The sequence below is a fragment of the Lacrimispora sanguinis genome, assembly GCF_044987295.1.
GTDB lineage: Bacteria > Bacillota > Clostridia > Lachnospirales > Lachnospiraceae > Lacrimispora > Lacrimispora celerecrescens_B.
Genome location: NZ_CP173277.1, coordinates 4,399,547 through 4,418,638 on the forward strand (window position 1 = coordinate 4,399,547; position 19,092 = coordinate 4,418,638).

The window sequence follows — 19,092 nt, forward strand, 5'->3', positions numbered from 1 at the left end:
ATCAAAAAGGAGGAAGTAGCAATGGCATTGATGACAGGGGAAGAGTATGTGGAAAGCATGCGCAAAATGAATTTAAATGTTTATATGTTTGGGGAGAAAATTGACGATCCGGTTGACAACCCGGTTTTGCGTCCATCTCTTAATTCGGTAAAAGCGACCTATGATTTGGCACAGATGCCTGAATATGAAGATCTGATGACCGTGACTTTAGAGAATGGCCGAAAGATCAACCGTTTTGCCAACATTCACAGGAATACGGATGATTTAATAAAAAAAGTAAAGATGCAGAGGCTCTGCGGCCAGAAGACCGCATCCTGTTTTCAGCGGTGCGTGGGTATGGATGCGTTTAATGCAGTATGGTCTACCACCTATGAGATTGATAAAAAGTACTCCACGAACTACCATGAGAATTTTAAAAGTTACCTACGCATGGTCCAGGACCGTGACTTTACAGTGGATGGCGCAATGACTGACCCAAAGGGCGACAGAAGTCTGGCACCTCACGCTCAGCCGGATTTGGATTTGTATCTTCGGGTGGTGGAGCAGCGGGAGGATGGGATCGTAGTCAGAGGGGCAAAGGCCCATCAGACGGGCATCATCAATTCCCAGGAAGTAATTGTCATGCCTACCGTAGCCATGGGGCCGGAAGATAAGGATTTTGCCGTATCGTTTGCCGTGCCGACGGATGCAGAAGGAATTACCATGATAATCGGCAGACAGTCCTGTGATACCAGAAAGCTGGAAGGCTCTTCCATGGATGTTGGTAACAGTGAATTCGGAGGCGTGGAGGCCCTGGTTGTGTTTGACGATGTGTTCGTACCCAATGACAGGATTTTCTTAAATGGGGAATATGAGTTTGCAGGCATGCTGGTGGAACGCTTTGCAGGCTACCACAGACAGTCCTATGGCGGCTGCAAGGTGGGAGTGGGAGATGTTTTGATCGGTGCCGCCGCATTGGCTGCAGATTATAACGGAGTGCCAAAAGCTTCCCATATTAAGGATAAACTCATCGAAATGGTCCATTTAAATGAGACTCTCTATTGCTGCGGAATTGCCTGTTCCGCGGAAGGAAAGCCTACGGAATCCGGAAATTATCTGATCGATCTTTTGCTTGCTAACGTCTGCAAGCAGAATGTTACCAGATACCCATATGAGATTGCGCGGCTGGCGGAAGACATTGCTGGAGGCTTTATGGTGACGGCACCTTCTGAAAAGGATTTAAGAAGTCCGGTTGTCGGCCCCATGGTGGAGAAATACTTAAAGGGAACGGTTGGAGTTTCTACGGAAAACCGCCTTAAGATTCTGCGCCTGATTGAGAATCTGACCCTTGGAACCGCAGCAGTGGGGTACCGAACAGAATCCATGCATGGAGCCGGTTCTCCCCAGGCCCAGAGGATCATGATTTCCCGCCAGGGCAGCATAGGAAAGAAGAAAGAGCTTGCAAAAGAAATTGCAAAGATCCGGGATTAAAGCGGGCTTAAATAGATTTCAACAGGGAGGTTTGGGAGTGTGAACTGGAAAGAACTATATGCGTCAAAGCTTAAAACAATAGAAGAGGCAGTAAAAATCATCAAGTCCGGTGACCGGGTGGTCATCAGCCATGCGGTGGGAGAACCGGTGAAACTGGTGGATGCCATGGTGGACTATGTTGTAAAAATGGATTTGAGAGACATCGAGATCAATCAGCAGATCGATATGGGGCACTCTCTTTATGCCCGGCCGGGAATGGAAAAACATTTCAGGCAGAACAGTTTTTTTGTGGGGACCAATACCAGGGACTGTGTCAACAGCGGCCGGGGAGATTTTACCCCCTGTTTCTTCTACCAGATACCGGATTTGTTCCGTTCTTTCTTAAAGCCGGATGTGCTTTTAGCAACCTTTTCCCTGCCGGATGAGCATGGTTACTGCAGCTTTGGTGTGGCCTGTGATTATACCAAACCGGCTGCGGAGATCGAGGGAGTTAAGGTAATTGGGGTATTAAACCCCACCATGCCAAGGACTCACGGAGACTGCTTTATCCATATCAGGGACATAGACGTGATCGTAGAAGACGATACGCCGGTGACGGAGTTGTTAATACCTGAGAGCGGGGACGTGGAACTTGCTATTGGGGAGCATATTGCTTCTTTAATAAAAGATGGGGACTGCTTGCAGCTTGGAATCGGGGGGATTCCTGATGCTGTTTTAAAATTCCTGGGAGGTAAGAAAAACCTGGGGATCCATTCAGAAATGCTGTCTGACGGCATCGTGGATTTATATGAGAAAGGCGTTGTTAATTGCAGTGCCAAAAATTTTAATCCGGATAAGATGGTGGTGTCCTTCCTTATGGGAACCAGGCGGCTGTACGATTTTGCAGATAACAATCCCTGCATTTATATGGCTCCGGTGGATTATGTCAATAACCCCGGGATCATTGGGCGCAATGATAACATGGTATCCATCAATTCATCTTTGCAAGTGAATTTAATGGGAGAGGCCTGTTCGGAGGCTATGGGCCTTAAGCAGTTTTCCGGAATCGGCGGGCAGGTGGACTTTATCCGGGGAGCTGCATTCTCGAAAGGCGGGCGTTCCATCCTTGCATTTTCCTCCACTGCCAAAAAGGGAACCATTTCAAGGATTGTCCCCTATTTGACCTATGGAGCGACTGTGACCACGTGCAGAAACGACGTGGACTATGTTGTGACGGAATATGGGATTGCAAGGATGAAGGGGCGTACCTTAAGAGACAGAGCCCGTCAGTTGATCCGGATCGCTGCTCCTCAGTTTAGGGAAGAGCTTTCGTTGGAATTTGAAAAACGTTTTGCTGAAAAATACCTGGAGGTGTAGGAGTATGGACTGGAGAAAAATTTATGCCTCAAAGTTAAAAACACCGGAGGAGGCTGTGAAGGAGATTCATTCCGGAGATACGGTACTGATCGCTCATGCTGCTTCAGAGCCAGGGATTCTTGTAAATGCCATGGTGGATTATGCGGTTGCGCAGGACTTGAGGAACATACGCATTGTCCAGCAGCACGATCTTGGGCCCTGTAAGTATTTAGGGCCTGGAATGGAGCGGCATTTCAGCTTTAACAACTTATTTGTAGGCCCTGCCAGCAGAAACCACATTGCGGCGGGAAAAGGGGATTATACGCCCTGTTTCTTTTATCAGATTCCGGATTATGTGGTAAATGTAGAGCCCGCGGATGTATTTTTAGTCACCTTATCTCCGCCGGATGAGCATGGTTTTTGCAGCTATGGAATTTCCTGTGATTTTGCAAAGGAAGCGGGGCAAAATCCAAAGACCAGGGTGATTGGGTCTGTGAATCCCAATATGCCAAGGGTTATGGGGGATAATTTTATCCATGTCAGCAGGCTGGCGGTCATTGTGGAAAGTAATGAGCCGGTCCTTGAACATGGAAATTCTGTAATAGGCGAAACAGAGGCTTCCATTGGAAGGCACATTGCTTCCCTTGTACGGGATGGAGACTGCCTCCAGCTTGGAATCGGCGCCATACCGGATGCGGTTTTAAGGTGTCTGGACGATAAAAAGGATCTGGGAATCCATTCCGAGATGGTATCTGACGGAGTGGTGGATTTGTATGAAAAAGGAGTCATTACAGGAAAAAGAAAGAATATTGATAAAGGGAAAATGGTCGTTACCTTTATGCTTGGTACAAGAAGGCTGTATGACTTTGTAAATGACAATCCGGCCGTGTCTTTAATGCCTGTGAGTTATGTAAATGATCCCTTTATCATAAGCCAAAATGACAACGTGGTATCCATCAATTCTGCGCTGCAGATCGACTTGATGGGGCAGGTGTGTGCAGAGGCCATTGGTTTAAAGCAATATTCCGCAGTGGGAGGACAGGTGGATTTTGTGAGAGGTGCAGCTGCGTCTAAGGGCGGACGTTCCATTATAGCATTCCCTTCTGTCACAAAGGGGGGAAGCGTATCGAAAATCGTTCCTTTCCTTTCGGAAGGAGCAGCCGTGACTACCAGCAGAAATGATGTGGATTATATTGTGACGGAACAGGGCATTGCCCGTATGAAGGGAAAGACGTTAAGGGAACGGGCCAGAGCACTGGTTAAGATTGCCCATCCGGACTTTCAGGAAGGGCTTAAAGAGGAATTTGAAAGACGTTTTTCGGAGCCTTACTAATGCGGAAAAGCCTTGTATTATCATGAGATATATGGTATGTAAGAAATACCGGGTCCCTGCAGAGATGCCCGGTTCCCGGTCCGGACAGATATCATCCGGACCGGGAAGGTATCACATGTCATTAAGAAGATAGCCCCAGCAGTTTCCTTGCCTCATCCAGTAATTCCTGGCTGGTTTCCTCTACCAGGATAACATCTGTGACAGAGGGGATTGCGGCTTTGATTTGGGCCGCAATCAGTTCTTCGCTGGTGCGGCTGGCAGCGGGACAGCCGGAACATTTGCCGGTTAACCGGACTTTTAAAATGTTATGTTCCAGGCTCAGTACCGTGACGTTGCCTTCGTGTTCGGCCAATGCCGGGCGTACCTTCTTATTGAGGATCATTTCAATCTGCTCTCTTGTTCCTGTCATGGCAAACCCTCCTTTTGAAACAGTGTAACAGCAGGGAGGAGCCTTTGTCAATCCGGATACCGATACGAATATCTGATGGATACCGATAGGAAAAAACAATAAAAGAAAAGAGGGAACCGGTATGTCGGCCAATTTTGAACATTACAAAGTTTTTTATTATGTTGCTAAGTATAAGAATTTCACAAGGGCTGCCAATGCTCTTTTAACCAGTCAGCCTTCAGTGACCTGCTATATACAGAACCTTGAAAACGTGCTGGGCTGCAAGCTGTTTATACGGTCGAAAAAGGGCGTTGTCCTAACCAGTGAAGGAGAACTGCTTTACAGCTATGTGGCCCCTGCCTGTATGCAGTTTATGCAGGGCGAGGAAGCCTTAAAGGAGAGGCTTGGGAAACAGATTGAGCAGATCAACGTGGGAGCTACCCAGATGGCTATGCATTCCTATCTGCTGGCTGGGCTTCATCAGTTTAAAGAACAATTTCCTCAGGTCAGGTTAAACATCTTCACCTATAACACGCCCCAGACCTTAAGTGAACTGAAGGCAGGGAAAATTGATTTGGGAATTATTACAACACCGTTTTACTGCGATGAGAACATAAAGTCAGTCAAGGTAAAGACCTTTTGCAGTCTTCTGGCAGGGGGTAAGAAATATGAGGAATACAGCGGAAAAATCAGTTACCTTTCGGAACTTTCCACACTTCCGTTAATAACCATGTCAAACGTCACAACGACCTTTGCCTTTTTCCAGGAATTTTACCATTCCTGCGGCCTGGTCATGCAGCCGGCCATAGAAGTGGCAGGTATTGACTTGATTCTTCCGGTAATCGTGCAGAACTTAGGAATTGGATTTGTTCCCGAAGAGCTGGCCCGGCCGGCCCTTGAAAAGGGAGAGATCGTAGAAATAAAGCTGCATGAACAGATACCGGAACGAAGTATCTGCATTGTCAGCGACAGCCGCCGGCCCTTAAGCTCGGCTGCAAAGCAGCTTCAGCAGATGTTAGAAGGCGACTGCCCGTGAGCTCGCTAAACAGTAGGTTCTGTGAGCTTCACTGCGGACTTAAGGTATAAAAAATGAAGGAGCATAAGCATGGATTTTAATTTATCAAAAAAACATCTTCTCGCAAGAAGCCTGTTCCGGCAGTTTGCTGAAAAAGAAGCAAAGCCTCTGGCACAGGAGACCGACGAGACGGAAATATTTCCAAAATCAACCGTTGAAAAAATGGCAAAAAACGGATTCCTGGGAATACCGGTTCCCAGGGAATACGGCGGCCAGGGCTGTGATCCCCTTACATACGTTATGTGCGTGGAGGAACTTGCCAAAGCATGTGCGGCAACTGCCGTCATTGTATCCGCCCACACTTCTCTTTGTATTGATCCCATACTTACCTATGGAAGCGAAGCCCAGAAGCAAAAGTACATCCCAGACCTTGCTTCCGGAAAGAAGCTTGGTGCTTTTGGACTGACGGAGGCCGGGGCCGGCACAGATGCCCAGGGACAGCAGACAAAGGCAGTACTGGATGGAGACCACTGGGTAATAAATGGTTCCAAGTGCTTTATCACCAATGGAAAAGAAGCCGATGTTTACGTCATTATCGCTGTGACCGGCACGGTGGAAAAGCACGGGAAAAAGTTAAAGGAAATCTCTGCCTTTTTAGTGGAGAAGGGGACTCCTGGCTTTTCTTTCGGGACAAAGGAGAAGAAAATGGGGATCAGAGGTTCTTCTACCTATGAATTAATTTTCACGGATTGCAAAATCCCGAAGGAAAACTTACTTGGAATCCAGGGAAAGGGATTTCAGATCGCCATGCATACCTTAGACGGAGGAAGGATCGGCATTGCTGCCCAGGCCCTTGGCATCGCGGAAGGAGCCTTTGATTCCACGGTAAAATACGTTAAGGAAAGAAAGCAGTTTGGCCGCAGCATCGGCCAGTTCCAGAATACCCAGTTTCAGTTGGCAGATATGGCAACCAGAATTGAAGCAGCCAGGCTGCTGGTATATCAGGCTGCTATGGCAAAAGCCACGCAAAAGAACTACAGCGTGGAAGCAGCCATGGCAAAGCTATATGCGGCGGAGGCCGCCATGGATGTGACCACAAAAGCGGTACAGCTCCATGGTGGTTACGGATATATCAGGGAATACGAGGTGGAACGCATGATGCGAGATGCAAAAATCACGGAGATATACGAGGGAACCTCGGAGGTGCAGCGCATGGTCATATCCGGGAATATTTTAAAATAAGGAGGGCTTGTTGTGAAAATAGTAGTCTGTATCAAACAGGTACCTGATACAAAAAACGGGGTAAAATTCAAACCGGACGGTACTCTGGACCGGGGAGCCATGGCAAGTGTCATGAACCCGGACGACAAAGCCGGACTGGAAGCAGCCCTTCGCCTAAAGGACTTACATGGCGGGGAAGTGACTGTTGTCACCATGGGACTTCCCAAAGCGGAAGAGGTATTGCGGGAGGCCCTGGCTATGGGAGCGGATCAGGCAATTCTAATAACAGACCGGGTGCTGGGAGGAGCTGATACGTGGGCAACTTCCTCTACATTGGCCGGAGCAGTCAGAAATCTGGAATACGATCTGATTATTACAGGACGTCAGGCCATTGACGGGGATACCGCTCAGGTTGGGCCCCAGCTTTCCGAACATTTAGGCATTCCGGTGATTTCCTATGCCCAGAAGATCCGGGTAGAGGGAGACTGTGTGATTGCAGAGCGTCAGTTTGAGGACCGGTATCACGTTTTAAAGGCAAAGCTTCCCTGTCTGATTACAGCGCTTTCTGAGCTTAACGAGCCCCGTTATATGACGCCGGGCGGGATCTTTGATGCGTTTGATGCGGATATTACGGTATGGGGGAGAGGGGATTTAAAAGATGTAGCGGATACGGACATCGGACTAAAAGGCTCTCCCACCCAGATCGCAAAGGCTTCCGATAAGGTGAAAAAGGGAACGGGAGATATGATTAATGGAACCCCTGTGGAATCTGCTGCATTGATTGTGGAAAAGTTAAAGGAAAGACATGTTATTTAGCGGAAGAGAGGGGAGACAGGCAATATGAATTTGGAAGAATACAAAGGGATCTGCGTTTTTGCACAGCAGACAGATCACCGGTTAAACAGCATTGCTTTTGAATTGCTTGGAAAAGGAAAAGAACTTGCGAAGGATTTAAAGACAGATGTGACCGCAGTGCTCATTGGTTATGAAATCATGGGATTGGCGGACGAACTTGCCGCATATGGTGCTGACAGGGTGATCATCGTGGATGGACCGGAGTTCAAAGAATACCGTGCGGAGCCCTATACCCATGCACTTGCTTCTGCAATCGGGAAATACAAGCCGGAAATCGTTCTCATAGGCGCAACTGCTGTGGGAAGAGAGTTAGGGCCCAAGGTGTCGGCCAGAATTGCAACAGGGCTCACTGCGGATTGTACAAAGCTGGAAATTGGGGATTTTCCGTTACATACAGTTCCGGATAAGGAGCAGAAGCATAATCAGCTTCTGATGACCCGCCCCGCATTCGGCGGCAATACCATAGCGACCATCGCCTGCCCCAATCATCGCCCCCAGATGGCCACAGTCCGTCCGGGAGTAATGCGTACCGCCGGTAAGCTTCAGGGCAGAAAGGCTGTGATTGAGGAATTCAATCCTGGCTATTATAGCAGGAAGGATACAGAGATCCTGGAGATTGTGAAAGCCGTAAATGAAACAGCAGACATTATGGATGCTAAAATATTGGTGTCAGGGGGACGTGGCATAGGCGGTCCGGAAAACTTCCACCTTCTGAAGGAGCTTGCAGATGCACTGGGCGGAGAGGTAAGCTGCTCAAGGGCCGTTGTGGACGCAGGCTGGAAGCCTAAGGACCTACAGGTGGGCCAGACCGGAAAGACCGTTCGTCCCAATGTGTATTTTGCCGTTGGAATCTCCGGGGCAATCCAGCATGTGGCAGGTATGGAAGAGTCTGATCTGATCATTGCAATCAATAAAGATGAAAGCGCCCCCATTTTTGAGGTCGCAGATTACGGGATTACCGGTGACTGGAAGAAAATCGTTCCGGAACTGACCAGGCAGCTTCAGGCAGTCAGGGACGGAATATAGGGATTTGGGCCGGATTCGTTATTGAAATAGAGTTTATGGTATGTTATAATAATATATATCAGTCCAGAGAGAATGAGAGCGCAGCAGGACAACTGAAAAGTTGTCTTTTGGTGCGCTTTTTTGTTGGATGAAAAAAGGGATCTTATTTGAAGCCATTATTTTCAGGAGGGGTTGAAAAATATGTATCAGACAATCATCATTGAAGATGACCCAATCGTTGCTTCTATTAACCGTCATTTTGTAGAATTAAATAAAGATATGGAAGTATGCGGTTGTTTTAGCAATGGACAGGATGCTCTGAACTATCTGGAGGAGCATTCGGTAGATTTGGCCATCACGGAACTGTATATGCCGAAAATGGATGGAATGGAGCTTCTGCGGGAGATCCGGAGACAGGAGAAGGATCTGGATGTCATCGTAGTAAGTTCCGCCAATGATGTAAAGCATGTTAAGAAATTTCTTTCGCTTGGAATTATCGACTATCTGATAAAGCCATTTGAATATACCAGGTTTAATCATGCTTTGGAGAAGTTCACGAAAAGCCAGGAATTGCTGAAACCCCGTAATTTCTCCCAGTCCCAATTAGATAAGCTTTTTTACATTTCTTCTTTGCCCCTGGCAGAAGAAAACAGCAAGGGAATCCAGGAAGCTACCTTAAGCAGTATATTGGATTATATGAAGATGCACCAGCTGGATCCAATGACAAGCGATATGATTGCCAAAGAGGTCCGGTTGTCCAGTGTGACGGTCAGAAGGTATATGAACTATCTGTTGGAAAAACAGAGGGTTATCAGTGACATTGATTATAATACTGGAGGAAGGCCCAGTGTTATTTACCGTTACATAATCGAAGAGGAGTGCCTGGCAGAGTGAGAAAAGTGCCGGAAACACTTGGCAGGTGTTCCGGCCTTTTCTTATTGGTCACATTTACAGGATAGCAAAGGAATATTTATGCCCAGGGGATTGCGCTGTAGAGAAGCACTGCAGCTAAGGCACCGATCAGAGGCCCGAATAACACGATGGGAGCATATTTCCAATTGGAACTGCCTTTATCCTTGATGGGAAGGACGGCGTGAGCAAGCCTGGGGCCTAAATCCCTGGCAGGATTGATGGCGTATCCAGTTAAACCTCCAAGGGACATACCGATGGAAACAATGATTCCAAACACAAAAAGGTTACTAAGTCCAGGAACCGCTCCTGTCTGTCCGATGCCTTTAATGGCAAATACAAGAACGAATGTTCCGATAGCTTCGCTTAACAGGTTGCGGCCGGTGTTGGGAATCGCAGGTGAAGTACAGAAAACACCTCGTTTCGTGGCCTGGCTCTCCGTTGCGTCAAGCTGATCCTTAAACAATAAGTAAACCAGGACGGCACCGGTAAATGCTCCTGCGAATTGTGCGATCACATATCCCGGAACAAGGTCCCATGGAAGGCTTCCGTCTGCTGCCAGGGCTACGGTAACAGCCGGATTAAAATGGGCTCCGGAAGCTGCACCGAAGATGAAAGCAGGAATCATAACCGCGAACCCCCATGCAAAGGAGACCTGGATGGAACCTCCACCCTTCATACCGGACTTATCCAGGTTAACATTGGCGACTACGCCATCTCCAAGCAAAATCAAAATCATAGTTCCTAAAAATTCTGCTATATACATTAACATACGTTTCCTCCCTGAAACTTTTATTTAGTTTTCTAATCTTCTTTTGCCCAATCAAAGGAATATTTCACAGCTCTGTTCCAGCCATTAATCCTCTTCGTTCTTTCTTCCCCGCTGATAACAGGTTCAAAGGTCCTGTCAATGGCCCAGTTCTTTATAACATCTTCCTTGTTTTCCCAATATCCCACTGCCAGTCCTGCCAGATAGGCGGCACCCATAGCAGTAGTCTCCACACATTGGGGGCGGTTTACGGGTGCATTTATGATATCTGCCTGGGTCTGCATAAGGTAATTGTTGGCACTGGCTCCCCCGTCAACCTTTAAGGAGGCCAGTTCGATTCCGGAATCCGATCTCATTGCCTGCAGCACGTCATTGACCTGATAGGCCAGGGAATCCAGGGTTGCGCGGATGATATGGCACTTGTTCACGCCACGGGTAATTCCCACCACAGTTCCTCTGGCGTACTGATCCCAATGGGGAGCCCCCAGTCCTGTAAATGCAGGAACGACGTAGCAGCCGTTGGTGTCCTTTACCTTGCGGGCCATATATTCAGAATCCTGGGCAGAATCAATGAATTTCAGTTCATCCCGAAGCCACTGTACGGCGGCTCCTGCTACGAAGATGGAGCCTTCCAGAGCATAATTCACTTTTCCATCCAGTCCCCAGGCAATGGTAGTCACCAGGCCGTTGCTGGAGAATACAGGCTTTTCTCCGGTGTTCATCAGTAAGAAGCATCCGGTTCCATATGTATTTTTAGCTTCACCGGCAGTAAAGCAGGTCTGACCGAAAAGTGCTGCCTGCTGATCCCCTGCAGCGCCGCTGACCGGAATAGGACCGCCAAAGAACTGAGAGTCCGATTCCCCGTATATGCAGCTTGAGGGTTTTGCCTGGGGAAGCAGGGACTTTGGAATATTAAGTTCTGTAAGAATGTCCTCATCCCATTCTAAGGTATTGATATTAAACATCATGGTACGGGAAGCGTTGGAGTAGTCTGTTACGTGAACCCGTCCCTTCGTCAGTTTCCAGATCAGCCATGTTTCTACGGTTCCGAATAAAAGTTCTCCTCTTTCAGCCCTTTCCCTTGCGCCCTCTACGTTATCCAGGATCCATTTTAATTTGGTTCCGGAAAAATAGGCGTCAATGACCAGTCCGGTTTTGGAGCGGAAGGTATCGACCAATCCTTTTTCCTTTAAAGAATCACAGTATTCAGAAGTTCTGCGGCATTGCCATACGATTGCGTGATAAACGGGATCGCCGGTTGCCTTATCCCATACGATAGTAGTTTCTCTCTGGTTGGTGATTCCGATTGCAGAAATGTCTTCTGCAGAAGCACCTATCTTGGACATAGCTTCCACTGCAACCCCCAATTGCGTGGACCAAATCTCATTTGCATCGTGCTCCACCCAGCCGGGTTTTGGAAAATACTGGGTAAATTCCTTTTGAGCAACGCTGCAGATTTCCCCTTTTTCATTGAATAGGATACACCGGTTACTTGTTGTGCCCGCATCCAATGCCATTACATACTTTGCCATAAAAATTCTCCTTTTCCTTTTGTTTTTAATCATTATAGGAAAACCCTGGCGAAAAAAGAAGAATAGGAAAGTAAAGAATGAATTACGTAAGTAAGAAACGCAAGTCCATTTATTTTACTTACATAATGTGTTCAATACTTTCCAATGATTCCGCTCACTTCTGATATATGATAAATTATTATCAATGTAAGAGGTTGGGAGGTTTTATACAATGGTTTACAGCTATTATCCGGGCTGCACATTGAAGACAAAGGCGAAGAAGCTGGACCGCTATGCCAGAGATTGTGCCCAAATATTTGAGATTGAGCTGGAAGAGATAGAAGACTGGCAATGCTGCGGAGGCGTCTACCCTGGTATGGCAGACGAACTGGCTACACGCCTTTCTCCTGTGCGCGCATTAAGAGAGGCCGGGGATAAAAAGCAGGATCTGGTGACTGTATGCTCTGCATGTCACCACGTGATAAAAAGAGTTAATGAGGATGTAAAGACCTCCGGAGAAATAAGGAGGAAGATCAACGCTTATCTGGAACCTGAGAAAGGTTATGAAGGTGAGACAAAGGTGATCCACTACTTAGAACTGCTTCGCGACCGGATAGGCTTAGACCGGATCAGGGAAAAAGTAAAACAACCTCTTAATGGAAAGAAGATAGCTCCTTATTATGGCTGCCTGCTTTTAAGGCCTTACGATGTAATGAATTTTGACGATCCGGAAAATCCATCGATTATGGAAGAGTTTCTCCTTGCAATCGGTGCCAAACCGGTACACTATGCTTTAAAAAATGAGTGCTGCGGCGGGTATGTGACCATGGAAGATGAGGAATTTGCTTCTAGAAAAAGTTCCTCTATTATGGAAGCTGCTATGGACCAGGGAGCGGAAAGCATGATTACTGCCTGTCCCCTATGTAAATACAATCTGGAAAACAGCGGTCTTAAAAATGGAATTCCGGTCTACTATTTTACGGAACTTTTGGCAGAAGCTCTGGGAGTGAAAGAACAGGAGGAAGGAACGTGAGGGAAGAAATTTTAAGAATCAGCGGTGTGAATCCCTTAAAATGTATGAAATGCGGAAAATGTACCGCTTCCTGCCCTGCATTTGAAAAGATGGAATATCACCCGCATCAATTTGTGGAAATGGTTCAAAACAATCATATCACTCCTCTTTTGGAATCGGAATCCCAGTATTACTGTATGTCCTGTCTGGTCTGTGAGGAGCGGTGCCCCAGAGGGGTGAAGCCCCAGAAACTTATAGAAGCCGTCCAGGTTTTAAAGTTAAGGGCGTCGGAAGGCAACCGGCTGAAACCACAGGATGTGGCAAACCGGCTGGATCCTTCGCTTCCTCAGCAGGCCCTTATGGCGGCATTCAGAAAGTACAGCAGGTGACAAAAGAAAGGAAGGGAAGAATTTGCAGAAAATAGGAGTTTTTGTCTGTTGGTGCGGAAGCAACATTGCGGCTACTGTGGATGTAAGTAAGGTTGCAGGAGCCGTTAGGGAAGAACCAGACGTTGTTTTTGCATCTGATTATTCATACATGTGTTCGGAAGCCGGCCAGCTTATGATCCAAAACGCCATAAAGGAAAAAGGACTGACCGGAATTGTGGTGTGCTCCTGCTCCCCGCGCATGCATGAGGCCACGTTCCGCAAAGCTGCACAGGCTGCGGGTCTGAATCCTTATATGGTGGAAATCGCCAATATCAGGGAGCAATGCTCCTGGATCCATAAAGATAAAGAAGAAGGAACGAAAAAAGCAATTCTCTTAGCTAAGGCGGCAATTGCCAAGGTCCGGTTTAACGAACCGCTGACATCGAGAGAAACCCCGGTGACAAAGCGGGCTCTGGTGATCGGAGGAGGAATTGCGGGAATCCAGACGGCCCTAGATATTGCTGATGCAGGATTTGAAGTTGATATTGTAGAGAAATCACCAACCATAGGCGGAAAAATGGCTCAGCTTGATAAGACGTTTCCCACTTTGGACTGTGCGGCCTGTATCCTCACACCTAAGATGGTGGACGCAGCAGCTCACGAGAAGATCCGTTTGTTTACCTACAGTGAAGTGGAGAAGGTAAAAGGATTTGTGGGGAATTTCACCGTTGATATCCGGAAAAAAGCCAGAAGCATACTGGAAGAGAAGTGCACGGGCTGCGGAGCGTGTACGGAAAAATGCCCTTCCAGGAAAACAGGAAACGAATTTAATGAAAGGCTGGATAACCGGACTGCTATTTATATCCCCTTTGCCCAGGCAATCCCAAATATACCGTCCATTGACAGGGAAGCCTGCATTCATTTTAAAACCGGCAAATGCGGCATATGCCAAAAGACCTGCGGCGTTGGAGCCATTGATTTTGACCAGCAGGATGAGAGGATCACCAGGAAATACGGAGCCATTGTGGCTGCCACAGGGTTTCAGCCCATCTCCCTGGAACGGTTTGACGAATTCCAGTATTCTAAAAGTCCCGATGTCATCACTTCCTTAGAACTGGAACGGCTGATGAATGCCGCCGGCCCCACAAAAGGAGAACTGGTAAAGCCCTCCAGCCGTAAACATCCAAGCGATATGGTATTTGTCCAGTGCGTCGGCTCCCGGGGGGAATCCTGCAGGGAGAAGAGTTACTGCTCCAAGATCTGCTGTATGTACACTGCCAAACATGCCATGATGATCCGTGATAAATATCCGGACATCAATGTTCATGTATTTTACATTGACGTACGCACACCGGGAAAGAATTTCGACGAATTTTACCGCAGGGCAGTGGAAGATTACGGCGTTGATTACCGGAAAGGTATGGTGGGTAAGGTCATGGAGCAAAAGGACGGTAAGCTGTTAGTACAGGCCTCCGACTTACTGACCGGAGAACAGCTTCTGTTACATACGGATATGGTGGTATTGGCAACGGCCATAGAGCCGGATAAATCGGCCAGGGCTCTGGCTACGATGCTCACGGCAAGCATGGACACCAACGACTTTTTTACGGAGGCCCATCCCAAGCTGAGGCCCGTGGAAAGTCCCACTGCAGGAATATTCTTATCAGGAACCTGTCAGGGTCCCAAAGATATTCCGGAGACAGTGGCCCAGGCAGGAGCAGCCGCAGCAAAGGTCATCGGTCTTTTAAGCAGAAAGAAGCTTTTAAATAACCCTCAAGTGGCAAAGGCAGAGGAACGTTTGTGCAGCGGGTGTTCGGGCTGTTCCAAAGTCTGTCCATACGGAGCGATTGACTACGAAGTGAGAGAGATCTGGGATCATGGGGTCAGGAAAACGCGGAGGATAGCTGTGGTAAACGAGGCGGTGTGCCAGGGCTGCGGAGCCTGTACGGTGACCTGCCCATCCGGAGCCATGGACTTAAAGGGATTTACTGCAAAACAGATTATGGCGGAGGTAGATGCGATATGCAGATAGAAGATAACAGCAACAAGGAGTTCCGGCCTCTCATCCTGGCTTTTTGCTGCAACTGGTGCAGCTATGCAGGGGCCGATCTGGCGGGTTCCAGCCGCTCTTCCTATCCGGCAGAAGTAAAGATTATCCGGGTCCCCTGTTCCTGCAGGGTGAATCCCTTATTCCTGTTAAGGGCCTTTGAAAAGGGGGCAGATGGTGTGATCTTAGCCGGCTGTCATCCGGGTGACTGCCATTATTCCACAGGCAATTACTATACCAGAAGAAGGATGGCTCTTTTGTTTGACATGTTGGATTACCTGGGAATCGAAAGGGAGAGAACCAGGGTGGAGTGGATTTCCGCAGCAGAGGGTGCCAAGTTCTCTACGACCATGAATGCCTTCACCCAGACAATTAAAGAACTGGGACCAAACAGAAAGCTGAGGGATTTACGATGCATGCCATAGAAGAAACCATAAAAGAAACATGTAAAAAGCTCTGGGATGATGGAGAAGTAAACCGGATTCTGGCATGGGAAAAGGGACTCTTTGACCATGACGCGGCTCCCGCCCTGTTTCGGAGCCGGGAACGTATTTCTCATCTGGTTTACAATGAGCACTGCGGGGGAAACTTAAGCAAATTCCTGATAAAAGAAATGGAAAAAGAAGGAAAGGTACTGGTCCTTTTAAAGCCCTGCGATACCTATGGATTTAACCAGCTTTTATCGGAGAATCGGATAAACCGGGAAAAGGTTTACATTCTGGGCGTTCCCTGCGGCGGAATGAGGGATGAAAAGGGTCTTCTCTTTAAATGCCTCTCCTGTAAGGGCAATGATTTCAAAGCCTTCGACCAGATCATAGAATCGGATCTGTCCGTTCCGGCTCCGGTTCCCTCCGGTGAAGAAGAGAAATTAAACCAGATGACTGCAGAAGAACGTTTTGCATTTTGGCGTGGACAGCTTTCCAAATGCATCCGCTGCAATGCCTGCCGCAACGTATGTCCTGCCTGCAGCTGTATTAAATGTGTATTTGACAACCGGGATTCCGGAATAGAGGCAAAGGCCAATTCTGATGCTTTTGAAGAAAATCTGTTTCATATCATAAGAGCCTTCCACGTGGCGGGAAGGTGCACAGACTGCGGGGAGTGCAGCCGGGTCTGTCCCCAGAACATTCCTCTCTATTTGCTTAACAGGAAAATGATTGAGGAGATGAATGAACGGTACGGAACCTATCAGGCAGGAGAAAATCCCGAAGCTAAGTCTCCCTTAATGGAGTTTAAGGAGTCTGATCCGGAAATTTCGGCCGAATACGGGAAAGGCGGTGTGTCTTCATGTTAAAAATGCCATTGAAATGTCTTGATGCGCTTTTTTTGGAACTATCAAAGGAGCACCAGGTTTTTGCTCCCATGGAAAAGGCGGGGAGTGTCTCCTTCTTTCCATGGAAAGAGGGCGACACCGTATGTCTTGATACTCTTTTAACAGATCATTCACCTAAGTCCTTTTTCTTTCCCCAGTCGGAAACGTTATACCGTGCCAGGAGAGAAGAGGGAAGTCTTTCCATTGTTCCAGAAGAAGCGGAGGAAATCAGCTCTGTTTATTTTGGTGTAAGAGCCTGTGACCGGAGAAGCTTTGAGATCCTGGACCGGGTATTCCTAAGCACACCCTGCGATTCCTGCTACGAGTCCAAAAGAAGGAACGGGTATGTGGTAACACTGGCCTGTGAGAATCCGGAAGATACCTGTTTTTGCCAAACTTTTGGCATCGACCCTGCCTGGCCGGGAGGAGATGTGTCCGTCTGGATCGCAGACGGAGACCTGTACTGGAAAAGCCTGACCGAAAAGGGAGAAGCATTAACGGAATTAGTCGAAGGGTTGTTTGAGGCGGGAGACCACGAAAAGGCAGAGGAGGAGAAAGCAAAGATCCGGAAGAAGCTGGAAGCTCTGCCCCTTAAGGATTTGAGTCTTGGACGGTTTGAACATCCGGATTCCGCCATGGATTTATTTGAGTCAGAACAATGGGAAACCTTATCTGACACCTGCCTCGGCTGCGGGATCTGTACGTTTCTATGCCCCACCTGCCAGTGCTATGATATATGCGACTATGACACAGGCCATGAAATCAGGAAGTTCCGCTGCTGGGATTCCTGCATGTATCCGGGTTTTACGGAGATGTCCCATGGAAATAACAGAAACAGCCAAATGCAGCGGTTCCGTCAGAGATTCATGCATAAGCTAGTATATTTTCCGGAAAACAACGGCGGAGTATATTCCTGTGTGGGTTGCGGAAGGTGTCTGCGCAAATGTCCGTCTTCCTTAAATATTGTCAGGGTGATAAAAGCGATAGGAGAGTCAGATGCCGAAGGAGGAAACGATGAGTAACAGAACCAATGTATTGATTCCGGGGATCGGCGTGATTACAGATGTAAGAAGGGATACACCGGACGTGAAAACCTTCCGTGTAAATGGGCTGGAGGGCAGAAAACCCTTTGAGCATATGCCGGGTCAATGTGCCATGCTATCGATTCCGGGAGTTGGGGAAGCCATGTTTTCCATCACTTCCTCACCAACCAACCGGGATTACATGGAGTTTTCCATTAAAAAATGCGGCTGCCTCACAGACTGGCTTCACCAGATGGAAAAGGGGCAGGAAATTGCCCTGCGAGGACCTTATGGCAATTATTTTCCAGTAGATACGGATTTAAAAGGTAAGAACCTGCTCTTTATCGCCGGAGGGATCGGAATCGCACCTCTGCGGTCTGTGATTCATTACGTCATTGATAACCGGGGGGATTACGGCCTGGTGGATATTGTTTACGGAGCCCGTTCGGCAGAGGACCTGGTGGATTTAGAAGAGATGAGGAAGGACTGGTCAAATGTGGAGGGCTTTCGTGTACATCTGACCATTGACCGGGCAGAAGAAGGCTGGGATGGGAATGTGGCCTTTGTGCCTGATTATGTCAGGGAACTGAAATTTTCAAATGACAGAACCGCTTTGGTTTGCGGTCCGCCTGTAATGATAAAATTTGTGCTTCAGGCACTGGAAGAAATGGGATTTGCCGGTACTGAAATCTATACGACCATGGAACTTAAGATGAAATGCGGAGTGGGCAAATGCGGGCGCTGTAACATAGGCTCTAAGTACGTCTGCAAGGATGGACCGGTGTTCCGTTATGATGAATTGGGCGTCCTGCCCTCTGAATATTAGGAGGTTGACCAATGAATGACATGATTACTGTTTATCTGTTCGGTAAAAAATACACGGTTCCGTCCAACTTAACCATAATGGGAGCAATGGAGTACGCAGGATACCAGCTTGTGCGGGGCTGCGGCTGCAGGTGCGGCTTCTGCGGAGCCTGTGCCACGATTTACCGAATCAAGGGAGACAGGGAATTAAAGACCTGCCTGGCCTGCCAGACCCAGGTCCGGGAAAATATGTATGTAGCCACCCTTCCCTTTTTCCCTCTGGTAAAAGAGGTTTATGACATAAATGAAGTTCCGGTCAATGAACAGGTCATGATGGAGCTGTATCCGGAAATCTACAAATGCATCGGGTGTGCGGCCTGTACCAAGAGCTGTCCCCAGGGCCTGGACACCATGCAGTATATCGCATATGCCCAGAGGGGGGAATTGGAAAAATGTGCCGAAGAGTCCTTTGACTGTGTAATGTGCGGAATCTGTTCATCCAGGTGTCCAGCCGGGATTTCCCATCCCCAGGTGGGTCTTTTAGCCAGGCGGATCACCGGAAAATATCTGGCTCCGGAGGCAAGGCACTTAACCAACCGGGTAAGAGAGGTGGAGGCTGGTGATTTTACGGAGTTGATCGAAGCGATCATGGCAAAACCCCTGGAAGAACTGAAAAACCTTTATAATACCAGGGAAATCGAAAAGTAGGAGGAATA

19 protein-coding genes are annotated in these 19,092 nt (G+C 47.9%); 16 read left to right on the forward strand and 3 right to left on the reverse strand.

Going from position 1 to position 19,092, the window contains the following annotated elements:
- The first annotated feature begins 21 nt into the window (after window positions 1-21).
- From ACHZES_RS20445 to ACHZES_RS20455, 3 genes are read left to right on the forward strand one after another with little or no spacing between them, the layout of a single operon-like run.
- Complete coding sequence (locus tag ACHZES_RS20445) at window positions 22-1,470, forward strand: 4-hydroxyphenylacetate 3-hydroxylase family protein (RefSeq protein ID WP_395546427.1); 1,449 nt, start codon at window positions 22-24, stop codon at window positions 1,468-1,470.
- A gap of 39 nt (window positions 1,471-1,509) precedes the next feature.
- Window positions 1,510-2,826: an acetyl-CoA hydrolase/transferase family protein gene (locus ACHZES_RS20450; protein WP_038277208.1), complete on the forward strand. Its 1,317-nt coding sequence runs from the start codon at window positions 1,510-1,512 to the stop codon at window positions 2,824-2,826.
- A 4-nt stretch (window positions 2,827-2,830) separates the two neighbouring features.
- A complete protein-coding gene (locus ACHZES_RS20455) occupies window positions 2,831-4,138 on the forward strand; it encodes an acetyl-CoA hydrolase/transferase family protein (protein WP_395546429.1) in 1,308 nt (435 codons plus the stop codon).
- Between the two features lie 121 nt (window positions 4,139-4,259).
- On the opposite strand, the gene ACHZES_RS20460 is transcribed toward ACHZES_RS20455, so the two are convergent.
- On the reverse strand, window positions 4,260-4,547 hold the full coding sequence (locus tag ACHZES_RS20460; protein ID WP_395546431.1) for a NifU family protein: 288 nt from the start codon (window positions 4,545-4,547) through the stop codon (window positions 4,260-4,262).
- Between the two features lie 121 nt (window positions 4,548-4,668).
- On the opposite strand from ACHZES_RS20460, the gene ACHZES_RS20465 reads away from it, so the two are divergent.
- The 5 genes from ACHZES_RS20465 to ACHZES_RS20485 all read left to right on the forward strand — a co-directional run bounded on the left by ACHZES_RS20465 (window position 4,669) and on the right by ACHZES_RS20485 (window position 9,516).
- On the forward strand, window positions 4,669-5,562 hold the full coding sequence (locus ACHZES_RS20465; protein ID WP_395546433.1) for a LysR family transcriptional regulator: 894 nt from the start codon (window positions 4,669-4,671) through the stop codon (window positions 5,560-5,562).
- Window positions 5,563-5,631: 69 nt separating this feature from the next.
- Window positions 5,632-6,783, forward strand: coding sequence for an acyl-CoA dehydrogenase (locus tag ACHZES_RS20470; protein WP_395546435.1), 1,152 nt, complete (start codon window positions 5,632-5,634; stop codon window positions 6,781-6,783).
- A 12-nt stretch (window positions 6,784-6,795) separates the two neighbouring features.
- Window positions 6,796-7,578: an electron transfer flavoprotein subunit beta/FixA family protein gene (locus tag ACHZES_RS20475; protein WP_395546436.1), complete on the forward strand. Its 783-nt coding sequence runs from the start codon at window positions 6,796-6,798 to the stop codon at window positions 7,576-7,578.
- Between the two features lie 24 nt (window positions 7,579-7,602).
- The gene (locus ACHZES_RS20480; RefSeq protein WP_395546437.1) at window positions 7,603-8,643 is read left to right on the forward strand and encodes an electron transfer flavoprotein subunit alpha/FixB family protein; all 1,041 of its coding nucleotides are present in this window, start codon (window positions 7,603-7,605) and stop codon (window positions 8,641-8,643) included.
- Between the two features lie 180 nt (window positions 8,644-8,823).
- The gene (locus tag ACHZES_RS20485) at window positions 8,824-9,516 is read left to right on the forward strand and encodes a response regulator (RefSeq protein ID WP_038277220.1); all 693 of its coding nucleotides are present in this window, start codon (window positions 8,824-8,826) and stop codon (window positions 9,514-9,516) included.
- A gap of 76 nt (window positions 9,517-9,592) precedes the next feature.
- On the opposite strand, the gene ACHZES_RS20490 is transcribed toward ACHZES_RS20485, so the two are convergent.
- Window positions 9,593-10,303: an MIP/aquaporin family protein gene (locus tag ACHZES_RS20490; protein ID WP_038277222.1), complete on the reverse strand. Its 711-nt coding sequence runs from the start codon at window positions 10,301-10,303 to the stop codon at window positions 9,593-9,595.
- Between the two features lie 32 nt (window positions 10,304-10,335).
- Window positions 10,336-11,832 carry a glycerol kinase GlpK gene (glpK, locus tag ACHZES_RS20495; protein ID WP_038277224.1) on the reverse strand — a complete coding sequence of 499 codons (1,497 nt, stop codon included), beginning with the start codon at window positions 11,830-11,832 and terminating at the stop codon, window positions 10,336-10,338.
- A gap of 211 nt (window positions 11,833-12,043) precedes the next feature.
- Between glpK and ACHZES_RS20500 the strand changes: the two genes are divergently transcribed.
- From ACHZES_RS20500 to ACHZES_RS20535, 8 genes are read left to right on the forward strand one after another with little or no spacing between them, the layout of a single operon-like run.
- Complete coding sequence (locus ACHZES_RS20500; RefSeq protein ID WP_395546438.1) at window positions 12,044-12,844, forward strand: CoB--CoM heterodisulfide reductase iron-sulfur subunit B family protein; 801 nt, start codon at window positions 12,044-12,046, stop codon at window positions 12,842-12,844.
- On the forward strand, window positions 12,841-13,212 hold the full coding sequence (locus tag ACHZES_RS20505; RefSeq protein WP_038277228.1) for a 4Fe-4S dicluster domain-containing protein: 372 nt from the start codon (window positions 12,841-12,843) through the stop codon (window positions 13,210-13,212). Before ACHZES_RS20500 ends, ACHZES_RS20505 begins: the two co-directional genes overlap by 4 nt.
- Before the next feature lie 22 nt (window positions 13,213-13,234).
- Window positions 13,235-15,223: a 4Fe-4S dicluster domain-containing protein gene (locus ACHZES_RS20510; protein ID WP_395546439.1), complete on the forward strand. Its 1,989-nt coding sequence runs from the start codon at window positions 13,235-13,237 to the stop codon at window positions 15,221-15,223.
- Window positions 15,214-15,663, forward strand: coding sequence for a hydrogenase iron-sulfur subunit (locus tag ACHZES_RS20515; RefSeq protein ID WP_038277232.1), 450 nt, complete (start codon window positions 15,214-15,216; stop codon window positions 15,661-15,663). Before ACHZES_RS20510 ends, ACHZES_RS20515 begins: the two co-directional genes overlap by 10 nt.
- Window positions 15,651-16,532, forward strand: coding sequence for a 4Fe-4S dicluster domain-containing protein (locus ACHZES_RS20520; protein WP_395546440.1), 882 nt, complete (start codon window positions 15,651-15,653; stop codon window positions 16,530-16,532). Before ACHZES_RS20515 ends, ACHZES_RS20520 begins: the two co-directional genes overlap by 13 nt.
- Window positions 16,526-17,572 (forward strand): 4Fe-4S dicluster domain-containing protein, encoded by a 1,047-nt coding sequence (locus ACHZES_RS20525; protein WP_038277425.1) that lies wholly within the window; start codon window positions 16,526-16,528, stop codon window positions 17,570-17,572. The genes ACHZES_RS20520 and ACHZES_RS20525 overlap by 7 nt, the downstream gene beginning before the upstream one ends.
- On the forward strand, window positions 17,565-18,398 hold the full coding sequence (locus tag ACHZES_RS20530) for an FAD/NAD(P)-binding protein (RefSeq protein ID WP_395546441.1): 834 nt from the start codon (window positions 17,565-17,567) through the stop codon (window positions 18,396-18,398). The genes ACHZES_RS20525 and ACHZES_RS20530 overlap by 8 nt, the downstream gene beginning before the upstream one ends.
- 11 nt (window positions 18,399-18,409) lie before the next feature.
- A complete protein-coding gene (locus ACHZES_RS20535; protein ID WP_038277236.1) occupies window positions 18,410-19,084 on the forward strand; it encodes a 4Fe-4S dicluster domain-containing protein in 675 nt (224 codons plus the stop codon).
- Window positions 19,085-19,092 lie beyond the last annotated feature (8 nt).